This is a genomic window from Microbacterium sp. ZW T5_45, from assembly GCF_044987415.1.
In the GTDB taxonomy this organism is placed as follows: domain Bacteria; phylum Actinomycetota; class Actinomycetes; order Actinomycetales; family Microbacteriaceae; genus Microbacterium.
The window spans coordinates 125,585-141,740 of the sequence record NZ_JBJDRJ010000005.1 but is presented as its reverse complement, the minus strand read 5'-3'; the positions used below and the strand labels follow the sequence as shown (position 1 = coordinate 141,740).

The following is a 16,156-nucleotide window of genomic DNA, read 5'->3' as shown; positions in this document are numbered from 1 at the left end:
GGTTGATCACGATGCGCGCAGTTATAGCCAGTGGCACTGGTCGGTACGCCGACCCGTGGCATCCGTTCACGAAGACGAGCCCGCTGTTGGCCGCTGTCTTGGAGGACGCGGGCTTCTCCGTCCGTGTGGATGAGGATGTTGACCATGCGATACCCAACCTCCGGGGTGTGGATTTGCTTGTCGTTAATGCGGGGGATCCTTGGCGAGAAGCAGGGGAGGGCGACGTCGCCCCGAAGGTGACGGGTGATCCGGCAGCCTTCGGGGCGGTGTTAACCCAGGGATTAGGGCTGCTCGCGATGCACTGCGCGGTGTCATCGCTCCGCGACTATCCGGACTGGTTCCCGGCGATCGGAGGTATGTGGGTGCCCGGGCTGTCCTGGCACCCGCCGGCCTCCATGACGAACGTGAAGGTGAACGGGTTCCCGGACGAAGAGGGCGGAGCCGGCTTCGACGACTTCGACGTCTTCGACGAACGCTACTGCCGGCTGCAGCAACTGGGAAGCCGTGACGTGGTCGCTACCCATCCCGGCGAACAGGGCCCTGAGCCCAGCGCCTGGGTGCGCCGCTACGGTCGATCACGCATCGCGGTCGACGTCCTTGGCCACGACGAGAAGTCGTACGAGTCGGAGGGACACCGGCAGCTGATCACCCGCTTGGCCGTGTGGGCAGCACATCGCGACGAGTCTCCCGGGGTGTGAGCACTGTATCTCGACGGGCCGTGATGTGATGGATGTGTCAGCTCACTCAAGGAGACTACGGATGACACTGCAAGACCGCCCCGCAACGCTTGCGGATGTGGCCCTCCGCGCACAAGTGTCGGTCCCTACGGCGTCTCGGGTGCTTAACGGCGGTATCCGAGGCCGTGAGAGTGGTGACCCGACCCTTCGTGCACGCGTCCGAGAGGCCGCGGAGGAACTTGGGTACGCGCCCAGCGCTGCTGCTCGCACCATCAAGGGCGGGCGATCACAAAGCATTGCCGTGATCGTCAATTCAATCGAAGACCTCGGATCCACCGTCATGATCGGCGGCATCATGCACGCAGCGGAAGATCGCGATCTCGCTGTCGCGGTTCGCACAACCCGGGACGATTCCGCTCGAGAACTCGAGGTCTTGCGCCAGTTGCGCGGCGATCGGCCTCGAGCGGTCATCGTCGCCACGAGCAGAACCAGTGACAGCGCACGAGAAGAGCGCGTTGGAAAGGAATTGGTGCTTCTTCGTCGGCAAGGCGCGCGCATCGTCGTCATCGGGGATAGCGCCCTTCCGTTCCCTAAAGTTACCGTCGACGCCGCGAACGCGGCGCACGAGCTTGCCCGAGGTCTGGCAGCCACCGGAGCGCGACGCTTTGCGGTCGTCTCTGGGCCAGAACACGAGATCACTGCTCAAACTCGACTTCAGGGATTTCTCGCGGGACTGCACGAAGCAGGTGTCGCCGTCCCCCAGAGATTCATCGCACACGCAGAATTCTCTCGCGACGGCGGCGTAGACGCCGTCCATGCATTCGGCACCGCCCTCCAGAGCGTCGACGTCATCGCCGCCATGAGTGATGCCCTCGCCGTGGGGGCGATCATCGGCCTCCGTCGGCTCGGTCTCGCGGTGCCGCGAGACGTGCTCGTCTCGGGTTTCGACCACATCGGTGTCGTCAGCGACCTCGTTCCGACCCTCAGCACCGTGAGAATTCCACTTGCCGAAATGGGTCAGGCTGCCGTTGCTGTCGCTATGAATGACGGGCTCGCAGACGACCACCACGAGGTGCTTCCTCATCAGGTTGTCTTGCCGTGTACGCCGGGCGAAGCCTCTTAGAGGAGGGCCTGCTCCCGGATAGGATAACGCTATCCAATCGAAGGAGAACCTCCATGCTCGACCGCGCGCACCTGAGTGCTCTGCCCCTTGCCGTGTCCTGGACGGACGACCGTCCGGTGTCGCTGGACGAGGTCGGGGGATTACCTTTCGGTCGGACGGGTGTGCCTCTTGTTCAGGTGACCACCTCGGCGGAGCAGCGCGGGCGTACAAGTCAGGCCTATGTGCGTTCCGCGGTGGGCGACCGCCTGCGGTACGTATCTCACGACGTCACTGAGCAGCCGGAGGTCACCACAATGACCGTCCTGCAGCGCGACGCGGTGACTCTCTTGGAGGTACGCACAACAGTCGAGGTCCCGGCTGGCCAGTCCGTGGTCCGTGTCACCTCCGCTGTCTCAAACCCCTCAGCCTCGCCTGTGGTGATCACCTCGGTCGGCTCCCTTACCGTAGGACTCGGGCGATCAGAAGAGGACCTGAACACAATGACGATCGGCTACGCCGAGAGCGAGTGGGTTGCCGAGAATCGCTGGCGGGAGATGCCGCTGCGGGAAGTTCTCCCGGACCTCGGTTTGACCATTCACGCACAAGACGGCCGCGGGCATTTCGCTGTCACAAGCCATGGCTCATGGTCGACGGGGGAGCACCTGCCCCTTGGTGTCATCACCGATACGCGACGTGGGCTGGGGATCGCCTGGCAGATCGAGTCCAGTGGGCCCTGGTTGTGGGACCTCACTCAGACGCTCGGGGGTGGCGTGCTCAGCTTGCTGGGTCCGACTGACCTCGAACACCAGTTCGCCCACACCATTAGGCCCGGCGAGACTTTCACGACCGTGCCGGCTGCGATCGCCATCTCACCGGAGGGCCGAGATGGAGCATTCGGCGAGCTCACGCACTACCGCCGCTGGCTGCGCCGGGAGTCCCAAAGCGAACCGCTGCCGCTCGTCTACAACGACTTCATGAACACGCTCATGGGCCAGCCGACCACCGACGCGCTCCTTCCGCTGATCGATGCGGCAGCTGACGCGGGTGCGGAGGTGTTCTGCATCGACGCGGGATGGTTCGCGAATCCTGAGATCGGGGACTGGTGGACCACCGTGGGGGAGTGGCGGGTCGCCGAAGAGCGATTCGCCGCCGGCTTCCGTCAGGTCACCAATCACATACACGCGCGAGGAATGCGGCTCGGGATCTGGCTGGAGCCCGAGGTTATCGGGGTTGACAGCGCGGTTGCGGCGAGTCTGCCATCGGAAGCGTTCTTCACCCGGTTCGGAACACGGGTCGTGGAGGACCGTCGGTTCCATCTGGACCTTCGCCACCCGGCAGCTCGCGCACACCTGGACGCCACGGTCGACCACCTGGTCGCCGAGTACGGGGTCAGCTACTTCAAGCTCGATTACAACATCAACCCAGGCGCCGGCACCGAACTGCATGCAACAACGGCCGGCGATGGGCTGCTTGCCCACACTCGGGCCCTGCAGGAATGGATCCGGAATCTCACCAGCCGGCACCCCGACGTTCTCATTGAAAACTGCAGTTCCGGAGCCATGCGCGCAGACTACGGGCTGTTGTCAGTCACGCATCTCCAGTCGACCAGCGATCAGCAGAACTTCGAGCTTTATCCCCCGATCGCGGCCTCCGCGCCGGCATCGATTCTGCCCGAACAATGCGGTAACTGGGCCTACCCCGCGACCCATATGAGCTGGGAGGACACCGTCTTCACCCTCGTGACGGGGCTGTCCGGCCGTTTGTACCTTTCCGGGTTCCTTCACGAGTTGCGCGCGGATCAAGAAGGGCTTGTTCGTGAGGCGGTGGCGGTCCACAAGGGCATGCGGGACGACCTTCGAACGGCCGTGCCATTCTGGCCGCTAGGGTTGCCCGCCTGGGACGACCTAATTGTGTGTCTCGGACTGCGCAGCCCGCAGGCCACGTACCTCTTCATCTGGGATCGGGCAGAGGAATCTCGTTCGGTGGATATCCCTGACGTGACATCCACCCTTCGGCAAACTTTCCCCCGACAGGGCGGTACAGCCGATTCGTGGTCGGTCACCTCGTCTCCGTCAGGTGGAACGCACCTTCGTACGTCGCCGGGTCGCTCAGCGCGCATGTTTGTCGCCGACCGGGACTGAGGTTGTGGGGTCGGGGCGGCGATCACACGCCCCGACGTGGGGTCAACGGCCCTGACGCTCCAGGCCCGCGGGAACCTTCTCAGGATCGAGAAAGGCGGTCCGCCACCCGTCGAGAAGCTCGACGAATCGTGCGGGATCTTCCAGATGCAGGAAGTGCCCGTGACCGTCCCAAAGGTCCGACCTGGATCCGGGGGGTGTGTGCAGCGATGCTTCGCGCTGGACGCTCTGCACCGTGGAGTGGATGGAGAGAACCGGCTTGCGGCGGAACTGCGCAACCTCTGCCGTGAACGGCATGAGCCCGATGGCGTCGGGGTCGACGTACTCCGATCGGAGATAGGACGCGATCACGGCAGGGTCGGTGGCACGAAGATCTCCGAGTACCCGTGCCGTGTCAGCAGGTGACATCCCTGTGGTGGCGGAGGCGAAGAACTCGGAAACCGATGAATGGCCGGCGCGCTCGATGTTGGCCGCCCACACCGCCATCTCCTGACGGGTCGATGCTTCCCCAGCGTATGCCGCATCGATGACCACCTCGCTGTGGATAAGCACCGGCGCCTCCGTGTGAGCGAGAAGAGTCACCTGCGCGCCCATTGAGTGCCCGACGAGCACGGCCGGCGCCGACAGCTTACGAAGGACCGACACCAGCTTTTGGGCCGCGGATCGCACGGTCGACGGCCCCTGCCCTCCGCCCGGAGAGCCGGGGAGCTGGAGCGTGATGACCTCCCATGTCGCGGGATCGAGAAGGTCCTGGATCGGCCTCCAACTCTCGGCTGATCCGGCCCATCCATGTACCAACACCACCGGCGTGCGCGTCAATGCTCCCACCATGTTCCTTTCCGTTCCACGACGAACGGTGTCCACTCTGCCGCAGTATGCGCAAATTGCGCAAGCGTTAGCGCGAAAGCAAAGCGCATAAATCCGCTTGACATACGGAGGCTACCGCCCATATCTTGAAAGCGCTTGCTCAATATCGAGCGTGCACCACCTTCATCAAGGGAGAAGAAGATGACAGCGCGAAAGGCGTTGATGGCCATCGCAGCAGGTGGCCTTGTTCTGAGCCTGGCGGCATGCTCGGCAGGGAATGGCGACTCGGGGGAGAGCGGTTCTGCTGAGAATCCGATCGAACTCACGTTTTGGGGCAAGACCCAGGGTCAGCAGGCTCAGGTGGACTTGTGGAACGAGGGGCACCCCGAGACGCAGATCACTTACGTTGAGCAGGGCGGCGACTCCGACCTGTCGCAGGCGCTGCAAAACGCCACGACCGCGGGCAACGCGCCCGATGTGTTCGAGGTGCCGCGCACATACTCGGTCTCGTTCCTGGCTGACGGTGTGTCGCGGGACATCTCCGAATGGTTCAACAACGATGACGGTGCCCTCGCCAAGGGCGCATTCGACTTCGTCAGCGTTGGCGACACCGTCGTGGGTGTGCCGTATGCCACGAACCCCACGTTCAACGCAATCAACACAGCCACGTTCGAGAAGTTTGGGTTCGAGGCCCCGGCCGACTGGGCCGAGTTCCTCGAGCAGGCAAAGACCATGCAGCAGCAGGGCGACATCAAGAGCATGAACCTGCCTGGTGAAGACCCCTCCTACCTCCGCGACGTCGCGACGCAGTTCGGCGCGGAGTGGTGGCAGCCAGAGGGGGACGCCTGGAAGATCGGGTTCACCTCCGAAGAATCGCTCGCAGCCGGTGAGATCATCCAGCAGGCGATCGACGCGAACATCGTCTCCAACAACACGTACATCGAGTGGGACGCGCTGATGCAGTTCTTCTCTTCCGGCCAGCTCTCGCAGTTCACCACCTCCACGTGGCAGCTTCCGGTCTATGAGCAGAACTTCGCTGCCTCGGTGGGCGACTGGGAGCTGGCCCCGTACCCGTCGGAGTCGGCGTCCGGTGAGCTGGTGTCGCCGAGCTACTACAACATCTACGGCATCTCACCCAAGAGCGAGCACCCCGAAGCGGCGGTGGAGTTCGCACGGTGGACCGCAACCGACCCTGACGCGATCGCACTTCTGGCCGATCCCACCGAAGGTGGTGCCGCGTTCCCCGTTGTTGCCGACCCCGAATCGGTCATCGACCAGCTCCTGCCGGCCAAGCTCCTCGGCGACACCCGCGAGGACGCCCCGGCGGTTGTCCTCGGGGCAGCAGACACGGCGCGATCGATGATCGAAGGCCCCAACCAGGCCTCGGCGACGGAAGAGCTCACCGACTGGTGGGCCAAGGTCATCACTAAGGAAGCCACAATGCAGGAGCTCCTCGAGCACATGCAAGAGTGGACCATCGACGACCTGAAGTCGAAGAACATTCAGGTCGCGGAGTAACATCCCTGCGCTATGACGATGTCTACTTCCACCACGTCGTCCAGCACGGCCAACCGCACGGGGGGCTTCACGCCTCCCGTGCGGCGCCGCTGGCGAGCAGCACAGAACCGGGCCGGCATGGCCTTCGCGGCCCCCTTTTACCTCGGTTTCATCTTCGTCTTCGTCCTGCCCATCCTCTACGCCATTCAGCAGAGCTTCTACTCCGTGCAATCCAGCGGCGGGCTGGGACTGGGCGGCACCGACGTCGTCTTCGCCGGCCTCGATAACTACGTCCGTGCGTTCACGGACGACGGATTCTGGGCATCCATGGTCAGGGTGGCGATCTTCGCTATCGTCCAGATCCCCATCTCACTCGGCCTCAGCTTGACGGCCGCTCTGCTCCTCGACAGCCTGACCTCGGAGGTGCGTGCGAGCGGATTCCGCACTGCACTCCTCGTTCCCTACATGGTGCCCGCGATCGTGGCATCACTTATTTGGGTCTACCTCTATTCACCCCGCGTTGGACCCTTCACCGCAGTGGGAGACCTCTTCGGAGTCGACGTCAACTTGTTCTCACCGTCCATGCTTTGGGTGTCGATCGGAAACCTGATCGTGTGGATGGTGCTCGGCTTCAACATGCTCATCCTTTACGGTTCTCTGCGCGGAATCGACCGTTCCGTGCTGGAGGCTGCTCGCGTGGATGGTGCAGGCGCGCTGCGGATCGCATGGTCCATTAAGATTCCTGCGATCCGCGGGAGCCTGGTGCTCACCGGATTGCTGTCCATCATCGGCATGTTGCAGATCTTCAATGAACCGTTGCTGTTCCGCGCAGCCTCGCCGGAAACCGTGACCAAGGACTTCACGCCGATTATGTCGATCTACTTCCAGGCGTTCGCGAGCAACAACTACAACTACGCCGCCGCGCTCTCCGTCGTGCTCGCCGCGGTGCTCGGCGTGCTCTCCTTCGGCTTCTATAAGCTGACCAACCGCAAGGAAGCATCGTGACAATTGACTACCGCGACGCGACCGCGACGGAAGCAGTCGTCTTGAGCGGGTCGGACCGACGCCGGACCCCCCACCCTCGCAAACGTGGCACCCGGGAGCAGACAGTCGCCCTCATCGGCCTCATCCTCTTCGCGATCTACTCCGTCGCCCCGATCTGGTGGCTGATCGTCAACTCCACCAAAGATCGTCGCGACCTCTATAACTCCAACGGGCTCTGGTTCGCCGACTTCAATCTCTGGAAGAATCTCGGGTCGCTCGCGACCTACCAGGATGGCGTCTTCTTCCGCTGGGTCCTCAACACCATCCTGTACTCCGGCGTCGGCGCTGCGGTCTGCACGCTGATCTCGATCGCGGTGGGCTACTCGCTCTCTAAGTTCAACTATCGAGGGCGCGGGATCGGACTCGGCATCGTGGTCGGCTCGTTCTTGATCCCGAGCACCCTAATCACGCTGCCGTTGTTCCTGCTGTTCTCTCAGATCGGCATCGTCGACACCATGTGGGCGGTCCTGATCCCGTTTTTCGTCTCCCCGTTCGGTGCGTACCTCGCGAAGGTGTATGTCGACGGGTCCATCCCCGACGAGCTCCTCGAAGCCGCTCGCATCGACGGCGCAGGCGAATGGCGCATCTTCTTCACGATGGTGTTGCCGATGATGCGCACGGGCGCCGCGACCGTCTTCATCCTGTTGTTCGTCGCCAACTGGAACAATTTCTTCCTTCCTCTCACGATGCTCCGCGGATCCGACAAATGGACCCTCGCTGTGGGTCTCTACAGTTGGTTCGTGAACCGGTCCGACTCCGTCGTCGACCTCACCGCGCTGACCATCACAGGAGCGCTCATCTCGGTGATCCCGCTCGCAATCATGATGATCGCCATGCAGCGTTACTGGAAGACAGGGGTAACCCTCGGCGCGATAAAGTGACCTATCCCGCTCCCACCCGCCCGAGAAGGAAACCGATGTCCGAGAACGGCGCCGTGACGCTCGAAGACGTCGCTCGCGAAGCGGGCGTTTCGGTCTCCACAGCCTCCCGCACCCTCAATGGCCGTACGGGACGTGTGAGCGAGACCACCCAGGCACGCGTGCGGGCGGTCGCCACGCGAATGGGATATGCCACCAACCTGGCCGCCCAGGCAGTCGCCCTGGGCCGCTCTCGCGCCGTGGGGTTGATCGTTGGAGACATCCCCGACGACTACCAAAACCCCGTCATGACAGGTGTCTTCCACGCTGCCGCCAAGCGGGGCATGCTGGTCACCACGGCGGTAGCGAAGACCGCAGCCATCACTGCGACATCCAACGCCATTCGCCTCCTCCGGGGCCAACGGCCTTCCGTGATCATCTACGTCGGCACCGAATCATCGGACAGCGAGGGAATGCCGGAACTGACGGCTGAACTCCAGCACGCCGAAGACGAAGGATGCCGCGTCGTCGTTATAGGTGTCTCCGGAACACCCTTCGATTCCGTCGTGGTCGACGACAGACGCGCCGCCGGGGAGCTCGCCAAGGCGCTTGTCGGCATCGGATACACAACCCCAATGATCGTTGGTGGAATCGGACTCGGAAACATCTCGCGCGAGCGAACCGCCGGGTTCATCGAAGGCTGTGCGACGAGTGGGATCACCGTGCCGCCTGATCGAGTCCTGCAGCAAGCATCCAGTCACGACGGCGGGTACCGAGCCGCAGGAGAAGTTCTTCGACGCCGCCCGCTTCCTGACGTCGTCTTCTGTGTGAACGACTCCATGGCGATCGGACTTTCTGTTCGGCTGCGTGAACAGGGGCTCGTTATCGGCCGCGACATTGCCGTGGCCGGCTGCGATGATATGCCCGCGCTCCGTGACATCGATCCACCCCTCACCACAATCAACCTCCCTTGGCTCGAGGCAGCCGAGAAGGCTTTCGAAATGGCTCGATCAGCCGATGCCCCCGGCCGCGCAGTCGTCTTGAACGGATACCCGGTCCTGCGTACCTCGACACCACTGCTGGTGCCGCAACAGGTATGACCTGGTGGGAGTCGCCTACGTGGTCTCGCGCGTGACGACGTAAGCGTCTGTTTCAGGCCCAGCGGACGACATGCCCTCGTTGGAGATCGCGCCGAGGGCAAGGATCGCGAGGTATCGTCGCGGCCCTGCGGTGTCGACGCGAACGCTGCTGATCGCTGGGACGCGTAAATGAACTAGGGGTGTCGACATATCCGATCACCTCGAGTTGCTCGGGGCACATTCACATGAGCGCGCAGCGCGGCGCTGACGATCATGGCGGCGATGTCGTCGTAGCAAGCGACAACGCTATCCGCGAGCTGGGTCATCCAGGGGCCCAGCACCGCGCTAGCGTTGCTGGGATCGAGGTCGGCAGTTGCGAAGAGCTCGTGAGACGCTCTGGGGGTCTCTTCGGCGAGGCGACGTCTGCTTGTGACGAGGTCTTGGACTCGGAAGTCGGTCGAACCGGCGATCGCCCGACGTGTCAGCAGGTCGAAGGTGAACTCGATTACCGACATGTTTCGTGAGAAAACTGGCATCCTCGGCGTCACATCAGTCACCCGTCTTTCCGGGGGTGTCGCGTTTCATTAACTGACAACATTCGTGAGATCGGACAGATGCCTCCAGAAGATGACCTTCCCCCGAGCTGCGCTACTCGCCCTCGGACTCGAATGGTGCGCACACCTCTGGTCAGGGCGCTGGAGACGGATCTCGATCAATCCCTCAACATCAGAACGATCACGTGCGAAAGGAGCGGCGTCGATGTCCGTAACTCCGAGGACATCGCCGAGCGATATGCCACCGATGGGAGCCGGCCGTGTGCAACGACGACGTTCTCACTTCAGCGTTATCCAGATGTGAGCAGAACGTTCGTTCGACGTAACCGCGACCGGGCTGTTCGTGAAACACCGGGCGCCTAGCGTCGGCACCACGGACAGAGGAGGGCTCATGATCGTTCGAGACAGCGCATCGGCGGATGTCGTCGTGGTCGGCGCCGGGATGGTGGCGCACCGGTTCGTCGAGAGTCTGCTGCGCTCGGAGGAAGACGGGCGGACCGTGACCGTCATCGGCGAGGAGGGACGCGCGCCGTACGACCGCGTCGCGCTGACCTCGTACTTCACGGGTGCGCGCGCCGAAGACCTCGAGCTCGACTCCGGGATCTTCGCCGACACACGGGTTCGCTTCATCGCTCACGACCGGGTGACGGAGATTGATCGGGCATCGCGGTCGGTGCGCACACGTTCCGGCGCTCAGCACTCGTACGGAACGCTCGTGCTGGCCACCGGGTCCTACGCCCTGAGACCCGCGGTCGACGGCGCCACGCTCCCCGGCTGCTTCGTGTACCGGACGCTCGACGATGTCGCGTCGATCCGTGGGTTCGTGGAACGACGGGCGGCACAGCTCGGTCGCCCACTGCGCGGCTTCGTGATCGGCGGCGGTCTGCTCGGGCTGGAGGCCGCCGGTGCGCTGCAGGGGCTCGACGTCGGCTGCACCGTGGTGCAGTCCTCCGACCGGCTCATGTCGGCCCAGCTCGACCTGGCCGGGGGCACGATCCTCCGCCGGCTCATCGAGTCGAAGGGGATCGAGGTGCGCACGGGTACAAGGACCACGCGCCTGGACCCCGATGCATCCGGTGCCGTGGCCGCCCTGCAATTTCAGGACGGCAACATGCACGACGCGGACATCGTCATCTTCACGGTGGGCGTGCGCCCGCAGGACTCCCTGGCCCGGCTCGCTCAGCTCGACGTGCATCCCACGGGCGGTGTGCTGATCGACTCCCGCTGCCGAACCGTCGACGAGCACATCCTCGCGATCGGCGAGGTCGCCAACTTCGACGGTCGCTCCGTCGGACTCGTCGCCCCCGGATACGCGATGGCGGAGGTCGCGGCGACCCGCCTGCTCGGCGGCGACGCGACCTTCCCCGGCTACGACGATTCGGCCAAGCTCAAGCTCGCCGGCGTCGAGGTCGCCAGCTTCGGCGACGCGATGGCTGTCGCCCCGGGCGCCCTCGACGTCGTCTACACCGACCCCGTGAACGGGGTGTACAAGAAGCTCGTGCTCTCCGACGACGCGAAGACCCTCCTCGGCGGCATCCTCGTCGGCGATGCATCGGCGTACGGCTCGCTCCGTCCGCTGGTGGGTGCGCCGCTCGGCGCCGACCCCGCCGCCTACCTGCTGCCGGAGGGCGGCGCAGCGCTCCAGGAAAGCGAGCTGCCGGACTCGGCCGTCGTCTGCTCGTGCTCGAATGTCACGGCCGGTCGCATCCGCGAGGCAGTCCACTCGGAGGACTGCACGGATGCCGCAGCTGTCAAGGAGTGCACGAAGGCCGGCGCGACCTGCGGGTCGTGCATCTTCGCCGTGAAGAAGATCGTCGGACAGGAGCTGACCAAGCTCGGCCAGACGACGTCCGACGCGCTCTGCGAGCACTTCGCGATGTCGCGCCGGCAGCTCTTCGACGCCGTGCGGGTGTCGGAGCTGTCGACGTTCAGCGCCATCATCGGGCGCTTCGGCACCGGTCGGGGCTGCGACATCTGCAAGCCGGCCCTCGCCAGCATCCTCGCCGTGCTGGTCGGCGCGCACGTGCTCGACGGTGAGAACGCCTCGCTGCAGGACACCAATGATCACGTGATGGCGAACATGCAGAAGGACGGCACCTACTCGGTGGTGCCTCGGATGCCCGGCGGCGAGGTCACACCGGCAGGACTCATCGCCATCGGCACCATCGCGGACTCGTATGGGCTGTACACGAAGATCACCGGCGGCCAGCGCATCGACATGTTCGGTGCCCGCCTGGAGCAGCTGCCGCAGATCTGGCAGAAGCTGGTCGACGCCGGGTTCGAGTCGGGGCAGGCGTACGGCAAGGCGCTCCGAACCGTGAAGTCGTGCGTCGGATCGACATGGTGCCGATACGGCGTGCTCGACGCGGTCGGCATGGCGGTGCGGTTGGAGCTGCGCTACCGCGGTCTCCGCGCGCCGCACAAGCTCAAGGTCGGCGTCTCCGGGTGTGCCAGGGAGTGCGCCGAGGCCCGTTCGAAGGATGTCGGTGTGATCGCGACCGAGACGGGCTGGAACATGTACGTGGGCGGGAACGGCGGGTTCTCTCCTCGGCACGCCGAGCTGCTGGCATCGGATCTCGATGACGAAGGACTGATCCGCGCGATCGACCGCTTCTTCATGTACTACATCCGCACCGCAGACCGACTGCAGCGGACGGCCGGATGGTGCATGGAGCTCGACGGCGGGCTCGACGGGCTCCGCGAGGTGATCTTCGACGACAGCCTCGGCATCTGCGAGGACCTCGACGCAGCCATGGCGGTGCACGTGGACCGCTATGAGGACGAGTGGGCGGCGACCCTGCGGGACCCCGTGAAGCTGCGGCGGTTCGAGTCTTTCGTGAACGCGCCCGATACGCCGGACCCCTCGCTCGCGTATGTGCCGGAACGGGGCCAGGTGCGCCCAGCCACGGCCGAGGAGCGCGGCAATGGTGCGGTTCTGATCGCCGGCACGACGTTGGAGGTGCGCCGATGACGCTCACGAGCTCCACGATGTTGCGGCGGGTGCGGGTGTGCGCCCTGAGCGATCTCGAGGTGGAGCGAGGACGGGCCGCACTCATCGGCGCGGAGCAGGTCGCACTGTTCCTCCTGGCCGACGGATCCGTGCATGCCGTATCGAACTACGACCCGTACAGCCGAGCGAACGTGATGTCGCGCGGCATCGTCGGGAGCAGGGGCGACACGCCGACCCTCGCCTCGCCGATGCACAAGCAGGTCTTCGACCTGCGCAGCGGTGCGTGCCTCGAGACGCAGGGCAAGGAACCCGCCAGGCTGCGGGTGTGGAGCGTGACCGTCGTCGACGGGAGCGTCGAGGTCGACATCGAGGAGATCCGATGACCGTGATGCTGGGTGTCGACCTTGCCGGACGCGATGTGCTGCTGGTCGGCGGAGGGCCGGTGGCGGCAAAGCGCCTCCACCGCTTCCTCGCCGACGGCGCAAGCCCCCGGATCGTGGCGCCGGTGTTGGACGATGACACCGCATTGCTCGTCGAGCGTCACGCTCTCTCGTGGGAGCCCCGGGTGTTCCGTGCGAGCGACCTCGACGGCGCGTGGCTCGTGCACACGGCGACCGGCGATCCGCACGTCGACCGTCTCGTCGCGGAGCAGTGCGAACTGCAGCGCGTGCTCTGCATCAACGCCTCGGATGGCGCGCACGGCACGGCCAGGCTCACCGCACAGGCCGAGATCGGCGACGTGACGGTCGCCGTCACCAGCACCGTCGGCGCCGACCCTCGGCGTTCGGTCGCGGTGCGCGACGCGATCGCCGATCTGGTCGGCGACGGCCGGCTGCCGCTGCGGCGCCGACGGGCCGGCCGCAGCGGCAGGGTCGACCTTGTCGGTGGCGGTCCCGGTCCCGCTGATCTGATGACCGTGCGCGCCCGACGCCTGATCGCCGAGGCGGACGTACTCGTCATCGACCGCCTCGGACCGGCAGCCGAGATCGTGCAGGGGCTCGACTCCGATGTCGAGGTGATCGACGTGGGCAAGCAGCCCGGTCGGCACCCGGTCCCACAGGACGAGATCAACCGGATCATCGTCGAGCACGCCGCAGCCGGACGCAGGGTCGTCCGGCTGAAGGGCGGCGACCCGTTCGTGTTCGGGCGCGGCGGTGAGGAGATGCGCGCCTGTCTCTCCGCCGGGATCCCGGTCGACGTCACGCCGGGGATCTCGAGCGCGATCGCGGTGCCGCAGGCAGCAGGCATCCCGGTCACGCACCGCGGTACGGCAGCGGCGTTCCACGTCGTGAACGGGCAGGGCGGGTTCGGGCCGGGTACCTTGGAGGCTATGACTGACGTGACGGTGACGACGGTCGTCCTGATGGGCGTCGCCGCTCTCGGACGGCTGGTGGAGTCCGCGCTCGCGCACGGCGTTCCGAGGGACCGCCCTGTCGCATTCGTCGAGAGCGGGCACACGCCGCAGCAGCGTACGACACGCACGACCCTCGGCCGGGCTGTCGAGGACGCACGCGCGGTCGGGCTGCACAACCCCGCCGTGATCGTGATCGGGGAGGTCGCGAGCGATCGTCTGCTGCTGTCCGCGCCCGCGGTGATCGGGGCTGCCCTGGCGTGACGACCCGTGCCCCGCTCCCGCCGGCTCTCGCCGGATGCACCATCGTCGTGGCCGCGGACCGGCGCGCGGGTGACCTCGTCTCCGCGCTCGAACGCCGGGGTGGACAGGTCTACCGGGCTCCTGCACTCAGCATCATCCCGAACGAAGACGACGAGGACCTCCTCGCGCGCACCCGCGATCTGATCGCGATTCCGCCCGACATCGTGATCGTGACGACAGGTGTCGGGTTCCGCGGGTGGATCGATGCCGCGCACGAGAACGACCTGGCGGAGGACCTCGCGGTCGCGCTGGCCGGCGCACAGTTCGTCGCGCGAGGGCCGAAGGCGCACGGTGCGATCCAGCAGGCCGGGTTCACGGCCGACTGGGTCGCGGAGTCCGAGACGTCGGCGGAGGTGGGGGAGTACCTGACGGCTGACGGTGTGGCCGGCAAACGCATCGCGATCCAGCACCACGGTGCAGGGGCCGACGGTCTCGATGCGCTGCTCGCCGGCCTCGGTGCCGATGTCGTGAGCATCACGGTCTACCGGTGGGGTCCGCCGCCCGATCCGCAGATCGTGCACCGCTCAGTCGTGCAGGCCGCCGCGGGAGAGGTCGACGCGGTGCTCTTCACTTCCGCGCCCGGCGCCGCGGAGTGGGTCAGAGCCGCGGTGCGCGCCGACGCGCTCGACTCGATCCGTCGACGCGCGGCGGCCGGACGTTTGCTGCTCGCGGCCGTCGGCCCCATCACGGCGACACCGTTGCGCGAGGCCGAGCTGACCACCACGCTCGCCGCCCGCGGCAGGCTCGGATCGCTGGTGCGCTGCGTCGTCGATCACTTCGCCTCAGGGGCGGCGCCGCGGCTGCGGACGGCGGCAGGCGCCATTGAGGTGCGCAGCGGCGGAGCGCTGCTCGACGGGCGCTTCGTGCCGCTCTCTCGCGCAGGTGCCAGCATCCTGAGCGAGCTGTTCGACGCCGCTGGCCGGGTGCTCTCGCGGGAGGAGCTCGCGCTCGCGCTGCCGCGGAGCGGCCAGAGCGCGCACGCTGTCGAGATGGCGGTCGCCAGGCTCCGGGAGTCGCTCGGCGGTGCGAGCGTGATCCAGACCATCGTGAAACGCGGTTACCGACTCACCGTGGAGGAACCCGAATGACCACTCTCGTCGCCTGCTCCCACGGCACGGACTCGCCGGAGGGACGGCGCGCGGTCGAGCTTCTCGTCGATCTCGTTCGGCAGCTGCTGCCGGAGACGCGAGTCGTGCAGGCATTCGTCGATGTGCAGGAGCCCACACTGCTCGAGGTGATCGAGCAGGAACGGAGCCTCGACGATGTGGTGGTGGTGCCGTTGCTGCTCTCCGTCGGGTTCCACACGGCGGTGGACATCGCTGACGCGGTGCGCCCGCACGACAATGTGCGGGCGGGGAAGCCCTTGGGCACGCACCCGCTGATCGCCGAGGTGCTGGCCGACCGACTTCGGGCGACCGTCTCGGACACCTGGGTCCCGGGCGACCACGTCGTGCTCGCCGCAGCCGGGTCCAGCAACCCCGCCGCCGTCGCGGATGTCAACGCAGCCGCCGAACACCTCGCTCGTCTGATCCCCGCCCCGATCACGATCGGCTACGCCTCGGCGATCGATCCGCGGATCGGCGAAGCGGTGGCATCCGCTCGTCGTGACGGGGCTTCCCGGGTGATCGCCGCGAGCCATGTGCTCGCTCCGGGGTACTTCGCCGGACTCGTCCAGAGATCGGGTGCCGACCTGGTCTCTGCGCCGCTCGGCGTCGACGTGCGCATTGCCGAGGTGATCGTCGATCGCTTCACCGCGGCCTGACGTCGCCGCGAGCACGTTCGAGCGCGCGTAGGAAC

The 16,156-nt window shown here is 65.8% G+C and carries 13 protein-coding genes; 12 read left to right on the top strand and 1 reads right to left on the bottom strand.

The features are described 5' to 3' along the window. The first annotated feature begins 11 nt into the window (after positions 1 to 11). From ACI3KS_RS04040 to ACI3KS_RS04030, 3 genes are read left to right on the top strand one after another with little or no spacing between them, the layout of a single operon-like run. Positions 12 to 698 carry a ThuA domain-containing protein gene (locus ACI3KS_RS04040; protein WP_404915459.1) on the top strand — a complete coding sequence of 229 codons (687 nt, stop codon included), beginning with the start codon at positions 12 to 14 and terminating at the stop codon, positions 696 to 698. A 28-nt stretch (positions 699 to 726) separates the two neighbouring features. Further along, positions 727 to 1,800, top strand: a complete 1,074-nt coding sequence (locus tag ACI3KS_RS04035; RefSeq protein WP_404915481.1) for a LacI family DNA-binding transcriptional regulator — start codon at positions 727 to 729, stop codon at positions 1,798 to 1,800. A 53-nt stretch (positions 1,801 to 1,853) separates the two neighbouring features. Then, on the top strand, positions 1,854 to 3,920 hold the full coding sequence (locus tag ACI3KS_RS04030) for a glycoside hydrolase family 36 protein (protein ID WP_404915457.1): 2,067 nt from the start codon (positions 1,854 to 1,856) through the stop codon (positions 3,918 to 3,920). Positions 3,921 to 3,962: 42 nt separating this feature from the next. Here the strand turns inward: ACI3KS_RS04030 and ACI3KS_RS04025 are convergent, their stop codons facing one another. Next, positions 3,963 to 4,781 carry an alpha/beta fold hydrolase gene (locus ACI3KS_RS04025; RefSeq protein ID WP_404915455.1) on the bottom strand — a complete coding sequence of 273 codons (819 nt, stop codon included), beginning with the start codon at positions 4,779 to 4,781 and terminating at the stop codon, positions 3,963 to 3,965. A gap of 144 nt (positions 4,782 to 4,925) precedes the next feature. On the opposite strand from ACI3KS_RS04025, the gene ACI3KS_RS04020 reads away from it, so the two are divergent. The 9 genes from ACI3KS_RS04020 to ACI3KS_RS03980 all read left to right on the top strand — a co-directional run bounded on the left by ACI3KS_RS04020 (position 4,926) and on the right by ACI3KS_RS03980 (position 16,121). Continuing rightward, entirely contained in the window at positions 4,926 to 6,242 is a 1,317-nt protein-coding gene (locus ACI3KS_RS04020; protein ID WP_404915453.1) for an ABC transporter substrate-binding protein, read from the top strand. Positions 6,243 to 6,359: 117 nt separating this feature from the next. Next, positions 6,360 to 7,226 carry a carbohydrate ABC transporter permease gene (locus ACI3KS_RS04015; RefSeq protein ID WP_404915451.1) on the top strand — a complete coding sequence of 289 codons (867 nt, stop codon included), beginning with the start codon at positions 6,360 to 6,362 and terminating at the stop codon, positions 7,224 to 7,226. After that, positions 7,223 to 8,146, top strand: a complete 924-nt coding sequence (locus ACI3KS_RS04010; RefSeq protein ID WP_404915449.1) for a carbohydrate ABC transporter permease — start codon at positions 7,223 to 7,225, stop codon at positions 8,144 to 8,146. The genes ACI3KS_RS04015 and ACI3KS_RS04010 overlap by 4 nt, the downstream gene beginning before the upstream one ends. Positions 8,147 to 8,181: 35 nt before the next feature. Further along, positions 8,182 to 9,222 carry a LacI family DNA-binding transcriptional regulator gene (locus ACI3KS_RS04005; RefSeq protein WP_404915447.1) on the top strand — a complete coding sequence of 347 codons (1,041 nt, stop codon included), beginning with the start codon at positions 8,182 to 8,184 and terminating at the stop codon, positions 9,220 to 9,222. Positions 9,223 to 10,146: 924 nt separating this feature from the next. Further along, the gene (nirB, locus tag ACI3KS_RS04000) at positions 10,147 to 12,726 is read left to right on the top strand and encodes a nitrite reductase large subunit NirB (RefSeq protein WP_404915445.1); all 2,580 of its coding nucleotides are present in this window, start codon (positions 10,147 to 10,149) and stop codon (positions 12,724 to 12,726) included. Beyond that, a complete protein-coding gene (nirD, locus tag ACI3KS_RS03995) occupies positions 12,723 to 13,088 on the top strand; it encodes a nitrite reductase small subunit NirD (protein WP_404915443.1) in 366 nt (121 codons plus the stop codon). The genes nirB and nirD overlap by 4 nt, the downstream gene beginning before the upstream one ends. Next, positions 13,085 to 14,320, top strand: a complete 1,236-nt coding sequence (cobA, locus tag ACI3KS_RS03990) for a uroporphyrinogen-III C-methyltransferase (protein ID WP_404915441.1) — start codon at positions 13,085 to 13,087, stop codon at positions 14,318 to 14,320. The genes nirD and cobA overlap by 4 nt, the downstream gene beginning before the upstream one ends. Beyond that, positions 14,317 to 15,447, top strand: coding sequence for a uroporphyrinogen-III synthase (locus ACI3KS_RS03985; protein WP_404915439.1), 1,131 nt, complete (start codon positions 14,317 to 14,319; stop codon positions 15,445 to 15,447). The genes cobA and ACI3KS_RS03985 overlap by 4 nt, the downstream gene beginning before the upstream one ends. Further along, positions 15,444 to 16,121 carry a sirohydrochlorin chelatase gene (locus ACI3KS_RS03980; RefSeq protein ID WP_404915437.1) on the top strand — a complete coding sequence of 226 codons (678 nt, stop codon included), beginning with the start codon at positions 15,444 to 15,446 and terminating at the stop codon, positions 16,119 to 16,121. Before ACI3KS_RS03985 ends, ACI3KS_RS03980 begins: the two co-directional genes overlap by 4 nt. Positions 16,122 to 16,156 lie beyond the last annotated feature (35 nt).